The organism is Ruegeria sp. AWH4_226 (assembly GCF_056159225.1).
Window position 1 is genome coordinate 645,329 of sequence record NZ_JBSWUU010000001.1, and the last position, 20,127, is coordinate 665,455.

Below are 20,127 nucleotides of genomic sequence, written 5' to 3' on the forward strand. Positions count from 1 at the left end.
GGTTAACCATAGCCAATTGGGAACCAAACTGGTCCTTATGCCCGCAGCTTTTTATCCGCCATGGCTGCGGCAAAGCGTTCGAACAGGTAAAAACTGTCCTGCGGTCCGGGTGAGGCTTCGGGATGATACTGCACCGAATAGACGGGTCGATCGGTCATGCGGATGCCGCAGTTCGACCCGTCAAACAACGAGCGATGCGTTTCAACAACACCATTCGGCAGCGATTGCGCGTCCACCGCAAAACCGTGATTCATCGAGGTAATCTCAACTTTTCCGGTTTCCATGTCTTTGACTGGGTGGTTTGCGCCGTGGTGGCCGTGGTTCATTTTGACAGTTTGACCGCCAAGCGCCAGCGCCAGCATCTGATGTCCAAGGCAGATGCCGAAAACCGGAAGGTCAGTGGTATCCAAAACCTCTTTGATCATCGGGACAGCATATTCACCAGTGGCCGCCGGGTCGCCGGGGCCGTTGGACAGGAAAACACCGTCAGGATTGTGCGCCAGCACTTCGGAGGCCGTCGCTGTGGCCGGCAGCACGGTCACGTCACACCCGGCCGAGGCCAGGCACCGCAGGATGTTACGCTTTGCACCGTAGTCGATGGCAACGACCTTGTGCGCGGGTGCTTCCTGCCGGGTATAGCCGTCGGGCCAGGCCCACCGCATTTCATCCCAGCGATAGCTTTGTGCGCATGTGACCTCTTTGGCCAGATCCATGCCTTCGAGCCCGGCAAATGCGCGCGCCGCTGCGACCAGCGCTTCAATGTCGAAATTGCCCTCTGGGTCGTGAGCCAAGGCGACGTGCGGCGCGCCTTGCTGGCGGATGGCACGGGTCAGACGCCGGGTGTCGATCCCACCTATGGCAATGCGACCGCGACGGGCAAGCCAGGCCTTTAATTCTTCGGCAGACCGCCAATTCGATGGCTCAGTCGGGTTCCATTTAACCACCATCCCGGCGGCAACGGGATCACCGGTTTCGTCGTCTTCGGGATTTACACCCACATTGCCGATATGAGGAAAAGTAAATGTCACGACTTGCCCCGCGTAAGACGGATCGGTCATGATTTCTTGGTACCCGGTCATTGCGGTGTTGAAGCACAATTCAGCCACGGTCTGACCGGTTGCGCCGAAGCCCATTCCGTAGAACAGTGTTCCGTCGGCCAAGGCCAGACATGCGGTGGGCTTGGTCGGTGCATTCTGGGCCATCGGGCGACTCTCCTTTTAGGTAAATCGGCGCATACCTAAGGGCGTTATGGCGCTGGGTCAAGCCTGTTCAATTTTTTGGCTATTGAGTGAAATCAATGGGTTAGATATATTCGTCCCCTGTTGTGTCGCGCTTTTTGTTTCGATAAGGTCGGGGTTCCTTTTCCATGGGGATGGACAGATCATATGGATATGCGAGTACGGGTGAACACTGCCCTGAAGCAAGCGATGAAAGACAAAGAGACCGAGCGTTTGTCGACGCTACGGCTAATCAATGCTGCGATCAAAGACCGAGATATCGCGTCACGAGCGTCTGAAAATGAAGAGGCCAAGGGTTGCGGTGATGTTGAAGTCCTTGAAATACTTGGTAAAATGACCAAGCAACGCAAGGAGAGCGCGCGCGCCTACGAAGAGGGTGGCCGCCTTGACTTGGCTGAGCGCGAACTGCGCGAGGTTGAAGTTATTGAGGAGTTTCTACCCAAACAGTTGGATGATGATGAGGTCTCAAAAGCTATTCAGACCGCAATCACGGCCACGGGCGCCGGGTCTATAAGGGATATGGGCAAGGTGATGGGCGAGTTAAAAACGCGTTACACCGGGCGCATGGATTTTGGCAAAGTCGGTCCGATGGTCAAAGATCATCTTTGTGCCGCGTCAGGCGGTTGATAGATCGGACTTTCGATACAGGGCTATGTCGCGATTGGTTCGCGAAGCCTCTGTATCAGGTCATCATACAGCGCTATGCGTTCGTCTTCTGATAAAAATGCCCCGATTTCTACTTCGCGCCCGTCACCTATCAGGGTGACATAGTGCGGCACTGGCCCGCCCTTTTCATGCATCTCTGGACGTGCCCAATAGCGGTTGCAAGACCATTCCTGCTGCTGTTTTCCTGGTGTGTGGTGGATCAAACGGGCTTGCGTACCAGTCAAAGTCAGAACTTCGAACATGCTGCGCGCGCGATAGTTTGTCTGGATTGCAAGCCACAGGCCTAAAACGGTCAGAATGAGAAAAGGCAGCAAACCCCACAATATGACTGACCCAAGCATGGCAAGCAGTGGGATCAACCCAAACAGGAATACGGACAGGATCACAATCATCGCGCCGCGGGGTGGCAGCGAGTTGTGGGGCCAAAGGCGCAATTCCTGCTCTGTCTCAGAGGTTTGATTCCATTCGTACGGCATATCGAGATTTTAGCGCAAAGCCGGGGGCTGTCGAAGAGAAATGATCAGGCGACGTGACCGACTCGCGCCCAGGACAGCGCGTCATCCAGCCGGTCATCTCCCCAGAAAACCTCGCCGTTGACGACAAGGCTGGGGGCGCCGAAAACGCCTTGCTTCGTCGCCTGTTCGGTTTCTGCCTCTAACGCTGACACTGTATCGCGGCTGCGGGCTCGCGCCAGCACCATACGTGGGTCTTGTTGACACCTGTGCAACGCTTCGGTGATCGCCGTTTCGCTGCCGGCTTCAATATTGTCTTCGAACCAGATGCGATACAGCACTTGCGTAAAAGTCTTGCCCCAACCATCACCCATGCCCAGCAAGGCGACCTGATTGGCCAGTGCAAGGTCAGAGATGGGGTAGGGAGCAGGGAGCCGCGCGTGTATATGATACTTTGCTGCCCTGCGTTCGATATCCCGCCACATATAGGCAGATTTAACTGGCTTGCCCGCGAAGGGTATGTTGCGCTGCTCTGACATCACCGTTCGTACGTTGAATGGTCGCCATTTCACGGCAACGTCATTCTCAGCGCACCAATCGTCCAGACGCATAACGGTCAGGAACGTATACGTGCTGCCAATGGAATACCAAAAATCAATGTCAGGCATGAGTATACCCCGGGTTGCCGGTTGAACCGCCAGTCGCATCATAGCCGATTTTCGCGACTCGTGCGACGGTTCAGCAGTGATGCCCCTGCAAAGAAAAAACCCCGCCGTTAAGGCGGGGTTTCTTTACGTTTGCGGGATTAGTGCGCGTGGCCCTTGTCCCAGTCTTCCTGCTTTGGCAGCTGCTCGAACGTGTGCTCGGGCGGCGGTGACGGCAGGGTCCATTCCAAAGTATCCGCGTATTCGTTCCACGGGTTCGGACGTGTCTCTTTGGCGCCGCGGAACAGGGCATAGAAAACGATGCCGAAGAACAGCAGGAACGAGGCGAACGAAATGAACGCACCAATCGAAGACACGAAGTTCCACTGCGCGAACGCTTCCGGATAGTCGATGTAGCGGCGCGGCATGCCCTGACGGCCCAGGAAGTGCTGCGGGAAGAAGGTCAGGTTCGCACCGATGAAGAACATCCAGAAATGCACCTTGCCCCAGAACTCCGAGTACTGACGGCCCGTCATCTTCGAGAAGTAGAAGTACACTCCTGCGAAGATGGCGAAGACTGCACCCAAGCTCATCACATAGTGGAAGTGTGCCACCACATAGTAGGTGTCGTGATAGGCGCGGTCGATACCGGCCTGCGACAGAACCACGCCGGTTACACCGCCGACGGTGAACAGGAACAGGAAGCCGAAGGCAAACAGCATCGGTGTCTTGAACTCTATCGAGCCGCCCCACATGGTCGCAATCCACGAGAAGACCTTAACCCCTGTTGGCACCGCAATAACCATCGTGGCCAGCATGAAGTAGGCCTGCTGACGCAGCGACATGCCAACGGTGTACATGTGGTGCGCCCAAACGACAAAACCCAGCACCCCAATCGCGATGATCGCCCAGACCATCGGCAGATACCCAAAGATCGGCTTACGTGAGAAGGTGGCGATCACGTGGCTGATAATACCGAACCCAGGCAGGATCACGATGTACACTTCGGGGTGGCCGAAGAACCAAAGGATATGCTGGTACAGGATCGGGTCACCACCACCCGCCGGATCGAAGAAGGTGAAACCAAAGTTACGGTCCATCAGCAGCATGGTGATCGCGCCGGCCAGAACTGGCAGCGACAACAGAATCAACCACGCGGTGACAAAGATTGACCAGCTGAAGAGCGGTACCTTGAACAAGGTCATGCCGGGGGCACGCATGTTCAGGAACGTTGTAATCATATTGATCGCGCCAAGGATCGAAGAGGCGCCCGATACGTGCACGGCAAAGATCGCAAGATCCATCGACATGCCGCCTTCGGTCGTCGATAGCGGCGGATACAGGACCCACCCAACACCTGAGCCAAGTTGATCATTTCCGCCCGGGCTCAGCAACGAAGCGACGCCCAGAGACGTACCAGCGACGTAGAGCCAGAAAGACAGGTTATTCATCCGCGGGAACGCCATATCCGGCGCACCGATCTGCAACGGCATGAAATAGTTGCCAAATCCGCCGAACAGTGCCGGGATGACCACAAAGAACATCATAAGAACACCGTGATAGGTGATCATTACGTTCCAAAGATGTCCGTTAGGGGTACAAGGATCGGCCATGAAGCCTTCGAGGCACATGTATTGCACGCCGGGGTGCATCAGTTCGAGCCGCATGTAGACGGTCATCGCGACCGAGATCAAACCAGCCAAAGCCGAAAAGATCAGGTACAGAATCCCGATGTCTTTGTGGTTGGTCGACATGAACCAGCGGGTAAAGAACCCACGCTGATCTTCATGATCGTGACCATGAATGGCTGCGTCTGCCATTATAGGTGCCTCCTGTTGCATTTGCACCGCGCAGCCGGACCTCTCCAACGCGCGGGATTCCTGCCGGTTTTAAATTGCGATGAACGCACCTTCAATGGCCGAGTTTGATCTGGATCAAGAATAATTGTCGCGGGTAGGAGGAGAACCCGCAAAATCGTTGCCATTGACGCGGTGTATGTGGCGGCTGAGTTTGGGATTTCAAGGGGTCGTCAAGGCCCTGTGCTGTAGCAGCGCAGAGTTCCGCCTTGACCCTAAGGGAACGGGGTCGCAGAACTAGGCCAACACTCGAAATCGGAGAAAAACTATGGCCGCCTACGATCCCGAAAACATCTTTGCAAAGATCCTGCGCGGGGAAATCCCCTCAACCCGCGTGTACGAGGATGACGAAACGTTGGCTTTCATGGATATCATGCCGCGATCCGACGGGCACCTGCTGGTGATCCCGAAAACGCCCTGCCGCAACTTGTTGGATGCAACCCCCGGGCAACTTGCCGCCGTGACTGCAACCGTTCAGAAACTGGCGAAAGCTGTGGTCACGGCGTTTGATGCGGATGGTGTGACCGTCCAGCAATTTAATGAGGCCGCCGGAGGGCAAGAAGTCTTCCACCTGCATTTCCACATCCTTCCGCGTCAGGAAGGCGTCGCGATGCGACCACCGGGCAAGATGGGGGATTTCGACCTGATTTCCAAACACGCAGACAAGATAAAGGCCGCTCTGGCCTGATCCTTTGCTATGTATGTCGAACGGTTGGCCGTGAAGGCCGGACCGATGCGACGAAGCCGAGGTGGTAATGCCATCGTGTCAGTTGCCGCAGTTGGTCACCAGGCTGCTAATTGTATGGGAACGATTTGCTACGTTTCTGGAAGAAAATTGCCGTTCCGATTGGGGATCGGAACGGCAGACTCGTAACCAAACACTTTTCCGGTACCTAAAACATTCAGGCTATCCGGTTAACACACCACTCACTCCAGAACGGTTAAACTACATTAGCCGTGACTCGGCGTTTTGTATTCGTCAGAGTGTGTATTCCCCGAAATAACCCCAGATTCAGCAATCTTATTGCAGAAATTCGGCCCCGCATGGAAACAAAGCGAATTTGGCTCGCCCATTGTCAATCGCCCTAAGGGAAAACGAGCGATTCGGTCGTGCTCAGGCCTCAATCGGTTCGAAACATTCCACAAAGGTTTTTTGCAGGGCGGCGTCAACATCGGCCATGGTCACTGGCAAACCCAGATCGACCAAAGAGGTCACGCCATGTTCGGTAATGCCACACGGGACGATGCCGGAAAAATGCTCAAGGTCTGGTTCAACATTGATTGCGATCCCGTGAAAGCTGACCCATTTGCGCAGACGCAGGCCGATGGCTGCGATCTTGTCTTCTGCGGGCTGCCCGGTGGCGGTCAACGGTTTGTCGTCCCGCCGCACCCAGACACCAACGCGGCCATTGCGGATTTCACCCTTAACGTTGAATTCCGCCAAGGCCGCGATCACCCAGTTCTCAAGCTTTTTCACAAACTCACGCACGTCTTTGCCACGCGTGTTGAGATCCAGCATGACATAGGCGACACGCTGACCGGGACCGTGATAGGTGTATTCTCCGCCACGTTTGGCCTCGTAAACTGGAAATCGATGAGGGTCTGTCAAATCCTCGATCCGGGCCGATGTTCCTGCCGTGTAGAGCGGTGGATGTTCCAGCAGCCAGATGCATTCATCCGTTTCACCAGCCGCGATTGCAGCCACGCGCGCCTCCATAAAGGCAACGGCTTCGGTGTAATCGGTCAAACCATCGGTGATCTTCCATTCCATGACGGTTCTTTATCGCGCGGATGCAGCAAGGGAAAGGGGTCAGGCGGCCTCGGCCATACAGCGGTGCAGAATCTGACGGTACGCGTCCACACCTTGCGCCCCTGTCACCAGATATTTGCCGCTAAACACCATCGACGGTACGCCGGAAATCCCACGGCTGGTCCAGAACTCCTGCTTTTCGCGCACGGAGCCAGCCTGTTGGCCGGATTCGAGTACCGATCGCGCAGCCTCGGCGTCCAGTCCGGCCTCGGAAACCGCACTCAAGAGGGTATCAACTTCAGAAATGTCTTTCTGGTCGGAGAAATACGCCTTGAACAAAGCCAATTTTAGCGGGTGTTGACGACCGTGCGTCTCTGCCCAGTCTAGCAATTGGTGCGCCGCAAAGGTGTTCATGATCCGGCTGTCATCGTCGAAGTGGAACGCAAAACCCAGTTCGGCCCCCAGCTTCGTCAACTGTTGCCGTGCCTGCTGGCTTTGATCCGGCGTCGATCCGTATTTCTCCATTATATGCTCGCGCAGGTTCTGGCCTTCCGGTGGCATGGCCGGGTTCAATTCAAAAGGATGCCACCTGATACGCGCCTGTATACCTGTTTGCTGCAAGGCCTGATCAAGTTGCAGAAATCCGACAATACACCAAGGGCAGACAACGTCCGATACGATGTCAACTTGAACAGCGGGGTGCGTATCGGCGGCAGACATATTCATGCTCCTTGCGGTGTGTTGCGTTATACCTTGTCGATACAGAATACGGCGCCGTAAAGGAATTAAAACCGGCGTGTTTTTTGCCTCTTCACATCCTGATCGTTAGGGTCTATACGCCCCTCTACCAAGTCACTGGCAGTGCGGTCGTGGCGGAATTGGTAGACGCGCAGCGTTGAGGTCGCTGTGGGGTAACACCCGTGGAAGTTCGAGTCTTCTCGACCGCACCAAGTGATGGACTGTCTCAATCCCTTTCGCCAGACGTGAAGGCCACCAAACCTTTTATGGATGGGTGACCAGATGTCTTGGGGCTTTGCCTTACAGCAGATTAGGTCGAACTGTTAACATTCCCGACCAGACAGAACATCAGGCAATCATCGGTCGAATGCAGGCCGTGTCAAAAGATGGTCGTCTCGAACACCCACGTCAAAATCACGGATCCGTGCGGCGTTGAATGACTGGTTCAATTACAGTCTCGCCGCGGTACGTTCGGATGTGTATGACAAGAGGTAACGAAAGTCGGGAAGTATTGATGTCGCAGGCCATTACCGTATTCACCACGATGAAGAACGAAGGCCCCTATATGTTGGAGTGGGTCGCATTCCATAAAACGATCGGGGTGGATCACTTTGTGATCTTTACCAACGATTGTGAGGATGGCACCGACGATATCGCCAGTAGGTTGCAAGATCTTGGGTTGGCCACGCATGTCGTGAACAAAGTAAAAGAGGGCGGAAACCCACAGCATCAGATGCTGCGGCAGGCGCGACGCCATCCAAAAGTCAAAGAGGCGGACTGGCTGCTGTGCCTTGATGTGGATGAGTTCTGGAATATCCGGCACGGAGACAACAGCTTTGGCGCACTTATCGCTGAGGTTGAGAGCCGAGCGGGTCAACCAGTGGATGCAATCTCATTCGCGTGGAAGCTGTTCGGAAGTTCCGGAAACATAAGTTTTGAAGACAAACCAGTGACCGAGGCTTTTGCGATGGGGGATACAGAATTTCCGTATCACTCGGGCCGGGCTTATGGTCTAAAGACGCTGTTTCGAAACAACGGTAAGTTTACCCGGTTCGGGCCGCACCGCCCAAAAGGCATCCCGCAAGGCAAGGAGGCTGAGATTGCGTGGTCTGATGCGGGCGGCAAGTTGTTTCCGGCTGACAAGGTGGGCTGGCGGGCCTGGCGTGGGTTCGACCATTCGCTTGGGCGGCTGCATCATTATTCGGTCCGGTCGTTGGATGGCTTTTTGATTAAGCGTGACCGCGGGCGCACCAATCACATCAAGGTGGATCAGGGTCAGTCCTATTGGCAGGACATGAACGCCAACAAACAGCCCGACCCCTCGATCCAACCCATCGCTCGGCGTGCCGCACCGCTTTTGGAGAAGCTGAAGGCGGACGAAACCCTGGGCGCGTTGCATAAACAGGCCTGTGATTGGCATCGGGCCAAGATCGCCGAAATCAAGATGCGCCCGGATTGGGTGGATTTTCGGCTGTGGCTGGCTGATAATCTAATCTGAGGATCATGGCAGACGACCTATCGAAACAGCAGTTGAAACCTGATCACCCCGACCGAAAAACGGGGTTCGAACGCATTTTGACTGATCCCGCACCACCGTGGTTTGTTGAGCTTTACCCGGGTGGCGATGGCGCTGGTTTCCTGCAAAAGCTTGAACGGCATTCGGTGCTGTTTCATCAACGCTCGGCGTCTCAGTTGGTAGTCAGCTTTGATAATATCGCCAACGCCAACGATCTGTCGTTCGCCCGCGAGCCCTGGGGGTGGAAGTTCTTTCGTGATGCGGGCTGGTCTCATATGGGTGTCTTTGCGCGCAGCAAGGCATGGTACCGTGACCCCGAGATCATCACCTATTTCCAGAACCGCGCGGCAGAAGGATTTTTCAAACAATTCGATCAGGTTGTCTTTGCCGGGGCTTCGATGGGCGGTTTTGGGGCGCTGGTCTTTTCCGGGGTGGTGCCGGGTGCGAATGTGGTCGCGTTTAACCCGCAAACATCGCTGGACGAACGGCTGGTGCCTTGGGAAACCAGATACCGTTTCGGGCAGGTACAGGATTGGGATCTGCCCTTGGGGGATGCCGCACAAACGGTGAAACGCGCCGGTAAGGCCTATGTTTTTTATGATCCGTTCTTCGATTTGGATCGACGGCAGGTTACGCGGCTGCAAGGCGACAATGTCGTGCTTCTAAAAACTTGGTTTTCGAACCATTTTGCGGCGCCGATGCTTAGAAAGCTGGATGTTCTCAAGCCCGTAATGTTGAAGGCAATGGATGGTTCGCTTGAACCCGGTGAATTTTATCGAATGATGCGCGCGCGTCGAAACCTTCCGATGGTCATGCGCGCGATCGAGGCGCAGGCGGGTGAGCGCCATCCCAAATTGGTCCGGCAAGCGCGCCAGAGGTTCCGGTTACTGCGCCGCGCCACTATGGCCGAGGGCGAGAGGTCGCCATGACATCAGCAAAAGGGGTATTCATCGGGCAACGCAAGGACCGGATTGGTGCGCGCCTGCTGATGATGCTGACCTGCATCCGTCTGGCCGAGGATTTTGACACCTCTTACAAGGTCAATTGGTTCCCGCAAGGGTCTGACGCGCCAGAATTGGGTCAGCCGCAAGAGTTGTTCACGCGGGATTGGATGGATGCGCATTTCCTGGATGCCGAGGAGTTTGACAGGCTCAACGCTCAGGCCTTGCCGATCTGGGCTTTTCAGGGCGACAACTCTGCCGAGCGCCTGATCGCGCACCTGAATGATGGTCGCTCGGTTCTGGTTGAGGAAGGGTTCGAGGTTTTGGCCTTTCCGTGGGAGGATATCGAAACCATTCGCCCAAGGTATCGGGATTTCATTCATCAGATCGGTTTCATCGGGGAAATTCGCAAGGTTATGGCGCGCGCCGACGAAAAACTGTCGGGGCAGGGCGTGTCCGCCTACCATATCAGACGAGGCGACATCCTGAATGGCGTGCCATGGAAGCACACGACATGGCCCGCCAAAATCGAACCCGAAGAGCTGTACGAAGCGCATCTTGAGGCGAACGCCGGGCAAACAGCCATCATGTTCTCCGATCAACCGGAATTGATCACGCGGTTTCAAGACCGGTATCCGCAAGTGCTGCGGATGTCAGATATTGCGGATGTGTCAGGCATGACGCGAGCGCAACGCGACTTTCTTGAACTCTACACCATGTCACGGGCCAAGCAGGTGATCGCGCCCGTCATCTCAGCCTTTTCGATGGCGGCTGCACGAATATCCGGACAACAACGACTGGTGTTTCGGGATGTGCTGAGCGAAGAAGAATTTCACATCGCAAACGAGCGTGTGGTTCATCGGCTGAAAGGCGGCGTCAGCGATTTTTTGAATGTGTCCGAGGCATCCCATATCTATGCTAAGTCTTTGTTTCACATGCATCGATTCGGGTCCGAAGATCGCTCGCAGGAGGCTTTTGATTTAGCGGACACCTTAATAAAAGCCGGTGCACAAAACGCCTTTATGCCGCTACTTCAGGCCTTGAACTTATTCTATCTCGGTCGTTATCGCGAAGCTCTTGAAATGTCTGAAGCGGCCCTGAAAAACGAAAACCTTTGGCCGGAAGATTATGCTGTTCTTTGTGCATTGCAATGTGCGGTGTTAGGGCGACTAAAAAAGAGATGGCGCGCGGCACGGGCCTTTAGTCAGGCTTTCTGGGCAAAACCGCTTAGGCCAGACGTCGTCGTACTTGGATCGCGTGCCCTCTACCAGGATCAGTTGGCTTTGCGTGTGCTGCCACCCACAGATTGGTCGCTGCAAAAAAATATTAGACGACCCTGGTTCAACTTTAACTCTCATCTTGCGCAGCGAAAGGCGCTTGTACGGTTGCCCTGTAACTTCGACCTTGTACTGCTTGACTGGTCGGACTTGGCTTTGGATCAGAAAGCAAAAAGACTGTTTAGCACCCCGGCTCGGATAACGTTGCTCGTAGAAAACCTGGAAAGGGCGACGGATGTTCCTGACAATGACCCTCGACGAATGAGCTTCGAGGCAGTTTTGCGCTTGCAAACTGGAGAGTTTTCCAGATCCCGGGCCATCGATATCACACGCGCGGTTATTTCGCTCCGGCCCGACAATCCCTTGTATTACAAGAGGCTTGCAGAATTGTACGAGGGTGACGGTGATCAGCAGCGGGCAAGGCTGACCATGGCGGAGGCGTTGGCATGCGACCCGGACAATCCTTTTTTGATCTTTGCTATGGGACGTTTTTTGGAACGAAATGGCGCGTCAGAGCAAGGCGAAAGTCAGATACTACAGGCGGCGGATTTGGACGATGCTACTGCGTCGATTCAAGGCATGGCCGGGCAAATTTACCTGCGGCGGGGCGATAAGGATAAGGCTAGACCATACTTGCAAAAGGCTCATGACCTGTTTCCGCCGTTCAAGCGGTTCGCAAACCAGTTGGCGCGTACCCGATGAGAATGGTAGAGGCTTTCACAACGACCTCGGGTCGCTCTTGGCTGTTTCGCTCGGTCGGCCTAAGCTGTGCCGCGAGCGGAAACCGCAGGATATCGAGTGCAGGTTCACACAGCGGTACAAGACGAGGCGAATAAGTGTCTGATCAGGACCCCCGATTTATCAGTATTACCCCAATGAAGAACGAAGGTCCGTTCGTTTTGGAATGGGTGGCCCACAATCGTGCAATTGGCATCGACCAAATGGTCGTTATGACCAATGATTGCACGGACGGCACAGATGCTTTGCTTCAGCGACTGCACGCCATGGGTGTCGTTACCCATGTCGACAACACCACGCGACGCCAGACCAGCCCGCAAAAACGGGCGTACAAGAAGTTTCTGAACATGGATGTCGCGCGACCCCAGGATTGGGTGATTGTGATTGATGCGGATGAGCATATTAACGTCAAAACCGGTGACAATACTTTGCGCGCTCTGACCGGTGCTATCCCGGATGCGAAAATGATCTCTATGACATGGCGGCTGTTCGGAAACGCGGGTGTCGTGCGATATGAAGACCGGTTCCTCTCGGATCAGTTTCGAATGGCCGCACAAGAGAAAAAATATCGCCCGCCGCAGGCCTGGGGTTTCAAGACAATGTTCCAAAGACAGCTTTGGAATGCGCTGGGCGTCCACCGGCCAAAGCGCCCCACAGTCGAGACTATGCAGCAGTGCCATTGGTACAATGGATCAGGGCAGTTGATGCCGGATCGTTATTTCACCGGCAGCTGGCGGTCCGCGCGGGATTCCATCGGTTATGATCTGGTGCAGATCAACCACTATGCGTTGAAGTCTTGCGAAAGCTACCTGGTCAAGAAAATGCGCGGCCGAGCGCACCACTTGGGTGAAAGCCTTGGCATGGACTATTGGAACATGATGAACCACAACGCCGAGGAGGATGGTTCGATCGATGTCATTCTGGACCGCAAGCGTGACCACTATTATGAGATGTTGTCAGACCCCGAAATCGCACGGCTGCACCATTTGTCCTGTGATCTGCACCGACAGAAGATTGCGGAACTTCGGGCGCAACCGCAAATGCGGGATCTGATGCGGCAAATGACGGCGGATTTTGCGGCAAGCTCCAAGGGATGAGCGGGTTTACGTCTCAAGCAGGAGGCCTCTGATGCTTTGGCTGCATATCGGCATGCCCAAAACTGGGACGACGGCGCTTCAGTCCTACGTGCGCCAGAACAAGGCGCAACTGGCTGATGTCGGTCTGCGTTACATGGAGGCTGGCCGCCGCCGCGCGGAGGGGAGCGATCGCCTCGCGATCAGCCACAACCCAATCGCGTTTTATATCAATCAGAGCAACAAGCCGATGGACCCGTTCCGTGAGCTTATGGCGACCGAGTATCAGATGCACGGTGATCAGACCTGTCTGGTGTCTTCCGAGATGTTTTACACCTGTGATCTGAGCAGGCTGGCGCAAGTTTTTGCCGAAATCCCGGCGCGCGAGATGCGGATCACTTTCTATTGCCGCCGTTACTCGGATTTCTTTGAGGCCGATTACAAGCAGCGCGCCAAGAATGGCCGTTTGGGTATCAGTGGGTCCGCGTTTGTCAGGGATCGGCTGGCAACAATCAAGACCAACCCGGACACGTCCAGCTTTACAGCGAAAGTGGAGCACCTTCGACAAGCGTTTCCCGGTGTTGAGATCGTGCCGATGCTATACGACCGCACCCAGATGGTGCGGGGAAATGTCGTGGATGATTTCCTGTCGCGCATCGGGGTCGCGTTGCCGGAGGGCGGGACGGTTGACCGGCCCTCGAACCTGTCTCAATCGCGTGCGGCCAGTGAGGCCTTTGGTATCGTGTCCCGGGCAATGGGGCGCAAGACAAGCCGCCAACTCCGTCGGCAAGTGGCAAGCGATCCGGTCATGATCCGACGCTACGACGTGTTGGAACCGGATGAACGCGCGTGGCTGGACGACTACCTGACCACGAAAGATGTTGCGTTTCAGCAAGAGTTCTTCCCGGATCGGCCCGGCTTGTTCGAACCGATGGAGTTGGGGGAAGAAGACCAGAAATTCCGTCGGGATACACCCGAAGAATACGAAGCTTTGCATCGCGCGACTGAAATCGTTTTCCGCATGGCATTGAAAACCTGAGCGTTACGGTTCAATCACGATTTCCTGACGCTGGCGGCCCGTTGTCTTGTCGAATATCAGAATGCGGTTGTCATCGGTCACAACCGCGTACCAATTGCTGCCGATAGTCACAGCCTGTGCCTTTGCACCGTCGGGCAGGTCGACCTGATCGGGCAGGGTGGGGGTTCTGTCCGATAGCCGGATGACAATCAGGGCGAATGTCACTAGAACCCCGCCAATCATCACCGCGGTCAGCAGCATGACCATTCTCCGCAGCAGGCGAAGTTGCGGCGTTTCCTGCGGTTCTTGGGGTTCGGAAGGGATAGTCATGGGCACCCGTCAGATTGAATTTCAGATCGCGGCCGATCCGCCGTCACGCCTTGATAAGGCGCTTTCGCGCGATGTGCCAGCCGAGGAAATCCTGTCGCGAACCCGATTGGCCAAGCTGATCGACGAAGGTGCCGTACTGATCGACGGTGTTCCGGCTACCGACCCAAAGGCCAAGGTGATTGGCGGCGCAAGTGTCGCGATCACCGTGCCCGAGGTCGAAGACAGCCATATTGGCCCCGAAAACATCCCGTTGGACATAGTATTTGAAGACGATGATTTGATTGTCATCAACAAACCCGCAGGCATGGTTGTTCACCCTGCGCCGGGGTCACCAAGCGGGACGCTGGTGAACGCGCTGCTGCATCATTGCGGCGATCATCTGTCTGGTGTCGGAGGGGTGAAACGGCCTGGTATTGTGCACCGAATCGACAAGGAAACCAGCGGTCTTCTGGTGGTTGCGAAATCAGATGCGGCGCATCACGGTCTGGCCTCTCAGTTCGAGGCGCATACGGTCGAGCGGTACTACCGCGCTATTTGCTATGGCGTGCCCGATGCAAATGATCCGCGTCTGCGCGGTGTCAAAGGTGTCAGCTTTGAGCCCGGAAACATCATGCGCCTGACGACTCAGCTAGCCCGGCACAAGACCGACCGACAACGACAGGCCGTCCTGTTTCACGGCGGGCGTCACGCGGTTACGCGGGCGCGCGTGGTTGAAACTTTTGGATCGCCGGCAGGGCTGGCACTGATCGAATGCTGGCTGGAAACCGGTCGCACGCATCAGATTCGCGTTCACATGGCACATGCAGGGCATGGTCTGGTGGGCGATCCGGTTTACGGTGGCAAACGAAAACTGGGCGCAAAGGCGTTCAGCGTCACTTCGTCCGAGGCTGTTCGGAACTTTCCGAGACAAGCGCTTCATGCGGCTGTTTTAGGGTTTGAGCATCCTGTCACGGGTGAAAATTTGCGGTTCGAGGCCCGTTTACCCGACGACATGCAAAAACTAATTGATCAACTTCGCGCACCGCTGACATAAAATGCAAAGTTGCGTGAATAAGATTTTCTTAGGTTTCCTTTATCTAACGTTAATTCCAAACTGGTAATGTGACCTCTTGAACGAGTTGATATGGATGACCATATCCAATGTTAAAGACTTAAACATTTGTCGGAGGGACATGAAACATGGCAAATTACGCAAATCTCCCCGCGCCGACGCCGGAAGGTGGCCTGAACCGCTATATGCAGGAAATTCGCAAGTTTCCGCTGCTGGAACCGGAAGAAGAGTACATGCTCGCCAAGCGTTGGGTGGAAGAGCAAGATACAGAAGCGGCGCATAAAATGGTGACATCGCACCTGCGTCTGGCGGCCAAGATCGCCATGGGGTATCGCGGCTATGGATTGCCGCAGGCCGAGGTGATTTCCGAGGCCAACGTAGGCCTGATGCAGGCGGTGAAACGCTTTGATCCCGAAAAAGGGTTCCGGTTGGCGACTTACGCCATGTGGTGGATTCGCGCCTCGATTCAGGAATATATCCTGCGGTCTTGGTCACTGGTAAAGCTGGGTACAACCTCGGCGCAAAAAAAGCTGTTTTTCAACCTGCGCAAGGCCAAAGCGCGCATAGGTGCGTTGGAAGAGGGCGACCTGCGTCCTGAAAACGTCGCGCAGATCGCCAATGATCTGGGCGTGACAGAAGAAGAAGTCATCAGCATGAACCGCCGGATGTCCGGTGGGGATGCCTCGCTGAACGCGACTGTAGGGTCCGAAGGTGAAGGCACGATGCAGTGGCAGGACTGGCTTGAGGACGAAGATGCCGATCAGGCCGGAGACTATGAAGCCCGCGACGAATTAGATGCACGCCGCGAACTTTTGGCAGCTGCGCTGGACGTGCTGAACGACCGGGAAAAAGACATTCTGACGCAACGCCGGTTGATGGACCAACCCGTGACGCTGGAAGAGTTGAGCGTGCAGTACAATGTCAGCCGCGAACGTATTCGTCAGATCGAGGTTCGTGCCTTTGAAAAACTGCAGAAAAAAATGCGTGAATTGGCCCGTGAAAAAGGAATGCTAAACGCGGTCTAAATCGCAGTACTTGAAGAAAGCCCGCCAATCACGGCGGGCTTTTTTTATTGCCTTCAATCAGCTTTGGTTCCGGTGAAGGATCACTCAAGAAAACCGCAATCTACGCGATTAGGGACAACCGATAGGGGTGCCCTGCGCGAACATCTGACGGAACCGTGTTTTTGCGTAAACAATCTGTTTCCAACAATCATACGGGCTTGTGAAACAGAAAAGCCTGACGTGAAGCCTTTTGATTGATAGAAGTTCACCATTCCGAACTGTTAGCGTTAACCATCAGATTCGGCCAATTACCTACGAATCTCGGAGGGAAAAATGCACAAACCGGTTCAATGGGGCGTTCTGGGCGCCGCAAAGTTCGCTCGGCAATTCATGGCCCCCGCGATTCATGCCGCTAACGGCGCGCGTTTGGCGGGGTTGGCGACGTCCAGTGCGGCCAAGGCTGAGCCATTTAAGGCCTTTTGCCCCGATCTGACGGTCTATGACAGTTACGAAGCTTTGCTGGCGGACCCTCAGATTGAGGCGGTCTACATCCCGCTGCCTAATCACTTGCACGCGGAATGGAGCCTCAGGGCGCTGGAGGCCGGAAAGCACGTGTTGTGCGAAAAACCGATGACCATGACAGCGAACGAGTTTTCACCGTTGATCCAGAAACGGGATGAGACGGGTCTGCTGGCTGCCGAAGCATACATGATCGTTCATCATCCGCAGTGGCAGTTTGTGCGAAAATTGATTGCTGAGGGGGCTATAGGCAAACTTGTTCATGTGACCGGGGCGTTCAGCTTTGACAACCGCGCGGACACCGGAAACATACGAAACCGCGCGGAAACAGGCGGGGGCGGGCTCCGGGATATTGGTGTCTATGTGATCGGCAGCGCCCGGTTCGCGACGGGTCAGGAACCCACGAAGGTGCAATCAGCGATCCGCTGGGAGGATGGAATAGACACGTTCACCGAAATTCGGGCGCAGTTCCCGGAATTCACCTATTCAAGCTATGTCTCAATCCGCATGCACCCGCATCAGGAGATGGTGCTCCACGGTGAAGGTGGGGTAATCCGTCTGACCGCTCCGTTCAATGCCCGTGTGTTCGGAGAGGCGCGTGTTGAGCTGCATCGACCGGGGCTTGAGGTTGAGGTCACACGTTTCCCCGGCGACGATCACTATAAACTTCAGGTCGAGGCGTTTTGCCGTTCGGTCCGCGACGGGGTGGAATACCCTTGTCCGCTGGAATTTTCACGCGGGACGCAACAGATGATTGACCTTGTGTTGGACCGGGCTGTTTCCCTCTGACTTGCCGCACTGCGTTCCGCGGGTTTACTGTGTAAAACAGCAAATCAGGAGGAGAACATGGCTGGCGGCTGGGCGCGTGATGGCGCGGTGAGTGAACAGATTGAAGCGTCGATTTCGGACGAATTGGCGCGGATGCAGGCGCGTAGGCAGCCCTCTGGTGAAAGCCTCATCTATTGTGCTGAATGCGAAGAGCCGATCCCTGAAAAACGACGGATTGCCTTGCCTGGTGTCAAATTGTGCCTGGAATGCCAGCAAGAACGTGATGCAGCTTTTAGCTCACGTGGCGGAATAAATCGGCGCGGGTCAAAGGACAGTCAGCTTAAATAGTTTGATACGCCGGGATGTGCAGGAATGTCGAAACGTGCACATGCCCAGCAATCCCTGCGCAGACAATTCATTTGGACATTCTCCACCAGCGAAGGAGTAACCGCACATCCATTGCGGCCACCATTACGCCCAACGGGATCATCCAGAAACCCAACACGGGAAGAAACCCGAAAAGACCACCAATAATCATTAGTATGCCTACGACGAACCGCAAACCACGGGGCACGGTTCGTCGGATGCGCGCAAGGATAGGGCGCAGTTTGGCCTTGAACGTGGCCCAGCGCCCATCCTTCGATGAGGGTGTCACCCCTCCATCGCCTCAAGTTCGTCGATGAAGCCAGATATCATCGAAAGGCCTTTGTCCCAGAATTTGGGATCGCTTGCGTCCAACCCAAACGGGGCGAGCAGCTCCTTGTGGTGCTTGGACCCACCAGCGCGCAGCATCTCGAAATACTTGTCCTCGAATCCTTCGGAACCGCTTTCGTAAACCGAATAGAGCGCGTTCACCAAGCCGTCGCCGAAGGCATAGGCATAAACGTAGAACGGCGAGTGGACGAAGTGTGGGATATAGGCCCAGAAAGTCTCATACCCGTCCATGAATTCGAATGCCGGGCCAAGGCTTTCGGCCTGAACGCTCATCCACAGGGCGTTGATGTCATCTGGGGTCAGTTCGCCCTCGCGCCGGGCCGCGTGCAGCTTGCACTCAAAGTCATAGAACGCGATTTGGCGGACCACGGTATTGATCATGTCCTCGACCTTACCGGCCAGCAAAACCTTGCGCTGTTCGGGGGTCTCTGCCTGATCCAGCATTTTGCGGAACGTCAGCATTTCACCAAAGACAGATGCAGTTTCGGCCAGCGTCAGGGGGGTCGATGACAGCATTTCGCCCTGATCGGCGGCCAGAACCTGATGGACACCGTGGCCAAGCTCATGCGCCAGTGTCATCACGTCGCGCGGTTTGCCCAGATAGTTGAGCATCACGTAAGGATGCACCTCGGTCACCGTTGGATGAGCAAAAGCGCCCGGTGCCTTGCCCGGTTTTACCGCCGCGTCGATCCAACCTTTGCTGAAGAAGGGCGATGCAATCTCACCCATGCGAGGATCGAAGGTGTTGTAAGCCTCCATCACGGTTTTTTCCGCCTCATCCCAGCTAACAACGCGGGTGTCTTCCATGGGCAGCGGCGCGTTTCGGTCCCAGACTTGCATAACGTCCAGGCCCAGCCATTTGCGTTTCAACTCGTAATAGCGGTGGCTCAGCTTGGGATAGGCTGCAACGACGGCCTCGCGCAGCGCCTCGACCACCTCTGGTTCCACGTCATTCGACAGGTGACGACCGGTCTGAGCCGTTGGCATCTTGCGCCAGCGGTCAACGATTTCTTTTTCCTTGGCCTGTGTGTTGTGCACACGGGCAAAGGTTTTGATGTAGTCCTGAAACACGCGCGCCAACTCGCGCGACGCGGCTTCGCGTTTGCTGCGGTCCTGCTCAGTCAGCAGGTTCAGGGTGCCCTCGATGTTCAGTTCTTCGCCGTCGACGTCGAATGTCAGCCCGGCGATGGTTTCGTCAAACAGACGTTCCCACGCGTCGCCGACCACGCCCAGATCGTGCAGGAATTTCTCGAGTTCATCCGACAATTGGTAAGGCTTCATCGCGCGGATACGGCGGAAGACAGGCTCGTACCGCGCCAGATCAGCATTTGCGTCAAACCGCGCTTTCAAAGCATCGTCGTCGATCCGGTTGATTTCCAACGTGAAAAAAACCAGCGGAGTAGTGAAGATGGTGACTTTTTCCTGCATGTCCGACAGGAATTTGGCGCGTTCAGCATCGGTGGTCAGCTGATAGTAGCGCAGACCCGCAAAGGACATGATACGCCCGGCAATCGTGTTGATCTTTTCGTTTCGCTGGACGCAGGTCAAAAGCCCGTCGGCGTCCAGATCGGCAAGCTTGCCTTCATAGTCCGTTGCGAAGGCGGCACACTCGCCCTCTAGCCAATTTAGATCGCGGTCCAGTTCCGGTGCTTCATCCGAGCTATAAAGGTCGGTCAAATCCCATTCCGGCAGGTTGCCAAGATCGCCGGTGCCTCCGGCTGCGTTTGCGTCACGGACGGGAAAGGGAAGGTCGCGCATGGATCACCTCGGATTATCTGCTTTGGCAAACATCTAGGCGTGGGCGGCCCGGATCACAAGCCGCCTTCGCGTAAGG

The 20,127-nt window shown here is 55.5% G+C and carries 20 protein-coding genes and 1 tRNA gene; 12 read left to right on the forward strand and 9 right to left on the reverse strand.

What is annotated here, in order from left to right:
* Positions 1 to 35: 35 nt before the first annotated feature.
* Positions 36 to 1,202 carry a glutamine-hydrolyzing carbamoyl-phosphate synthase small subunit gene (gene carA, locus ACXAET_RS03130; protein ID WP_475180946.1) on the reverse strand — a complete coding sequence of 389 codons (1,167 nt, stop codon included), beginning with the start codon at positions 1,200 to 1,202 and terminating at the stop codon, positions 36 to 38.
* A gap of 183 nt (positions 1,203 to 1,385) precedes the next feature.
* Between carA and ACXAET_RS03135 the strand changes: the two genes are divergently transcribed.
* Positions 1,386 to 1,865, forward strand: a complete 480-nt coding sequence (locus tag ACXAET_RS03135) for a GatB/YqeY domain-containing protein (protein ID WP_475180950.1) — start codon at positions 1,386 to 1,388, stop codon at positions 1,863 to 1,865.
* A gap of 23 nt (positions 1,866 to 1,888) precedes the next feature.
* Here ACXAET_RS03135 and ACXAET_RS03140 read toward each other — a convergent pair whose 3' ends face one another.
* The 3 genes from ACXAET_RS03140 to ctaD all read right to left on the reverse strand — a co-directional run bounded on the left by ACXAET_RS03140 (position 1,889) and on the right by ctaD (position 4,820).
* Positions 1,889 to 2,380 carry a DUF2244 domain-containing protein gene (locus ACXAET_RS03140; RefSeq protein WP_475180952.1) on the reverse strand — a complete coding sequence of 164 codons (492 nt, stop codon included), beginning with the start codon at positions 2,378 to 2,380 and terminating at the stop codon, positions 1,889 to 1,891.
* 44 nt (positions 2,381 to 2,424) lie between these two features.
* The gene (locus ACXAET_RS03145; RefSeq protein ID WP_475180955.1) at positions 2,425 to 3,024 is read right to left on the reverse strand and encodes a DsbA family protein; all 600 of its coding nucleotides are present in this window, start codon (positions 3,022 to 3,024) and stop codon (positions 2,425 to 2,427) included.
* Positions 3,025 to 3,161: 137 nt separating this feature from the next.
* A complete protein-coding gene (gene ctaD / locus ACXAET_RS03150) occupies positions 3,162 to 4,820 on the reverse strand; it encodes a cytochrome c oxidase subunit I (RefSeq protein WP_068334613.1) in 1,659 nt (552 codons plus the stop codon).
* Positions 4,821 to 5,124: 304 nt separating this feature from the next.
* Here ctaD and ACXAET_RS03155 point away from each other — a divergent pair, with 304 nt between their 5' ends.
* The gene (locus ACXAET_RS03155; protein ID WP_475180962.1) at positions 5,125 to 5,544 is read left to right on the forward strand and encodes an HIT family protein; all 420 of its coding nucleotides are present in this window, start codon (positions 5,125 to 5,127) and stop codon (positions 5,542 to 5,544) included.
* A 426-nt stretch (positions 5,545 to 5,970) separates the two neighbouring features.
* Here ACXAET_RS03155 and lipB read toward each other — a convergent pair whose 3' ends face one another.
* Both lipB and ACXAET_RS03165 read right to left on the reverse strand, forming a co-directional pair.
* Positions 5,971 to 6,627 carry a lipoyl(octanoyl) transferase LipB gene (gene lipB / locus ACXAET_RS03160; protein WP_475180967.1) on the reverse strand — a complete coding sequence of 219 codons (657 nt, stop codon included), beginning with the start codon at positions 6,625 to 6,627 and terminating at the stop codon, positions 5,971 to 5,973.
* 39 nt (positions 6,628 to 6,666) lie between these two features.
* Positions 6,667 to 7,326, reverse strand: coding sequence for a DsbA family oxidoreductase (locus ACXAET_RS03165; protein WP_475180969.1), 660 nt, complete (start codon positions 7,324 to 7,326; stop codon positions 6,667 to 6,669).
* Between the two features lie 143 nt (positions 7,327 to 7,469).
* Between ACXAET_RS03165 and ACXAET_RS03170 the strand changes: the two genes are divergently transcribed.
* From ACXAET_RS03170 to ACXAET_RS03195, 6 genes are all read left to right on the forward strand, one after another.
* Positions 7,470 to 7,556 (forward strand) — tRNA-Leu (locus tag ACXAET_RS03170).
* A gap of 302 nt (positions 7,557 to 7,858) precedes the next feature.
* Positions 7,859 to 8,842, forward strand: a complete 984-nt coding sequence (locus ACXAET_RS03175) for a glycosyltransferase family 2 protein (RefSeq protein ID WP_475180975.1) — start codon at positions 7,859 to 7,861, stop codon at positions 8,840 to 8,842.
* A 5-nt stretch (positions 8,843 to 8,847) separates the two neighbouring features.
* The gene (locus ACXAET_RS03180) at positions 8,848 to 9,789 is read left to right on the forward strand and encodes a hypothetical protein (protein ID WP_475180979.1); all 942 of its coding nucleotides are present in this window, start codon (positions 8,848 to 8,850) and stop codon (positions 9,787 to 9,789) included.
* Entirely contained in the window at positions 9,786 to 11,780 is a 1,995-nt protein-coding gene (locus ACXAET_RS03185) for a tetratricopeptide repeat protein (protein WP_475180984.1), read from the forward strand. The genes ACXAET_RS03180 and ACXAET_RS03185 overlap by 4 nt, the downstream gene beginning before the upstream one ends.
* Positions 11,781 to 11,914: 134 nt before the next feature.
* Entirely contained in the window at positions 11,915 to 12,913 is a 999-nt protein-coding gene (locus ACXAET_RS03190) for a glycosyltransferase family 2 protein (protein WP_475180988.1), read from the forward strand.
* 31 nt (positions 12,914 to 12,944) lie between these two features.
* On the forward strand, positions 12,945 to 13,928 hold the full coding sequence (locus ACXAET_RS03195; RefSeq protein ID WP_475180993.1) for a hypothetical protein: 984 nt from the start codon (positions 12,945 to 12,947) through the stop codon (positions 13,926 to 13,928).
* A 3-nt stretch (positions 13,929 to 13,931) separates the two neighbouring features.
* Here ACXAET_RS03195 and ACXAET_RS03200 read toward each other — a convergent pair whose 3' ends face one another.
* Positions 13,932 to 14,237 carry a DUF6476 family protein gene (locus tag ACXAET_RS03200; RefSeq protein ID WP_475180996.1) on the reverse strand — a complete coding sequence of 102 codons (306 nt, stop codon included), beginning with the start codon at positions 14,235 to 14,237 and terminating at the stop codon, positions 13,932 to 13,934.
* On the opposite strand from ACXAET_RS03200, the gene ACXAET_RS03205 reads away from it, so the two are divergent.
* The 4 genes from ACXAET_RS03205 (at position 14,236) to ACXAET_RS03220 (ending at position 17,927) form a co-directional block, all read left to right on the forward strand.
* Positions 14,236 to 15,270 carry an RluA family pseudouridine synthase gene (locus ACXAET_RS03205; RefSeq protein ID WP_475180999.1) on the forward strand — a complete coding sequence of 345 codons (1,035 nt, stop codon included), beginning with the start codon at positions 14,236 to 14,238 and terminating at the stop codon, positions 15,268 to 15,270. The genes ACXAET_RS03200 and ACXAET_RS03205 overlap by 2 nt on opposite strands.
* A 146-nt stretch (positions 15,271 to 15,416) precedes the next feature.
* Complete coding sequence (rpoH, locus tag ACXAET_RS03210; protein ID WP_068334669.1) at positions 15,417 to 16,313, forward strand: RNA polymerase sigma factor RpoH; 897 nt, start codon at positions 15,417 to 15,419, stop codon at positions 16,311 to 16,313.
* A gap of 312 nt (positions 16,314 to 16,625) precedes the next feature.
* Complete coding sequence (locus ACXAET_RS03215) at positions 16,626 to 17,600, forward strand: Gfo/Idh/MocA family protein (RefSeq protein ID WP_475181005.1); 975 nt, start codon at positions 16,626 to 16,628, stop codon at positions 17,598 to 17,600.
* Between the two features lie 57 nt (positions 17,601 to 17,657).
* Positions 17,658 to 17,927: a DksA/TraR family C4-type zinc finger protein gene (locus tag ACXAET_RS03220; RefSeq protein ID WP_475181009.1), complete on the forward strand. Its 270-nt coding sequence runs from the start codon at positions 17,658 to 17,660 to the stop codon at positions 17,925 to 17,927.
* Positions 17,928 to 17,994: 67 nt separating this feature from the next.
* Here the strand turns inward: ACXAET_RS03220 and ACXAET_RS03225 are convergent, their stop codons facing one another.
* Positions 17,995 to 18,234 (reverse strand): hypothetical protein, encoded by a 240-nt coding sequence (locus tag ACXAET_RS03225; protein ID WP_475181010.1) that lies wholly within the window; start codon positions 18,232 to 18,234, stop codon positions 17,995 to 17,997.
* A complete protein-coding gene (locus ACXAET_RS03230) occupies positions 18,231 to 20,051 on the reverse strand; it encodes a M3 family oligoendopeptidase (RefSeq protein ID WP_475181014.1) in 1,821 nt (606 codons plus the stop codon). Before ACXAET_RS03230 ends, ACXAET_RS03225 begins: the two co-directional genes overlap by 4 nt.
* Positions 20,052 to 20,127 lie beyond the last annotated feature (76 nt).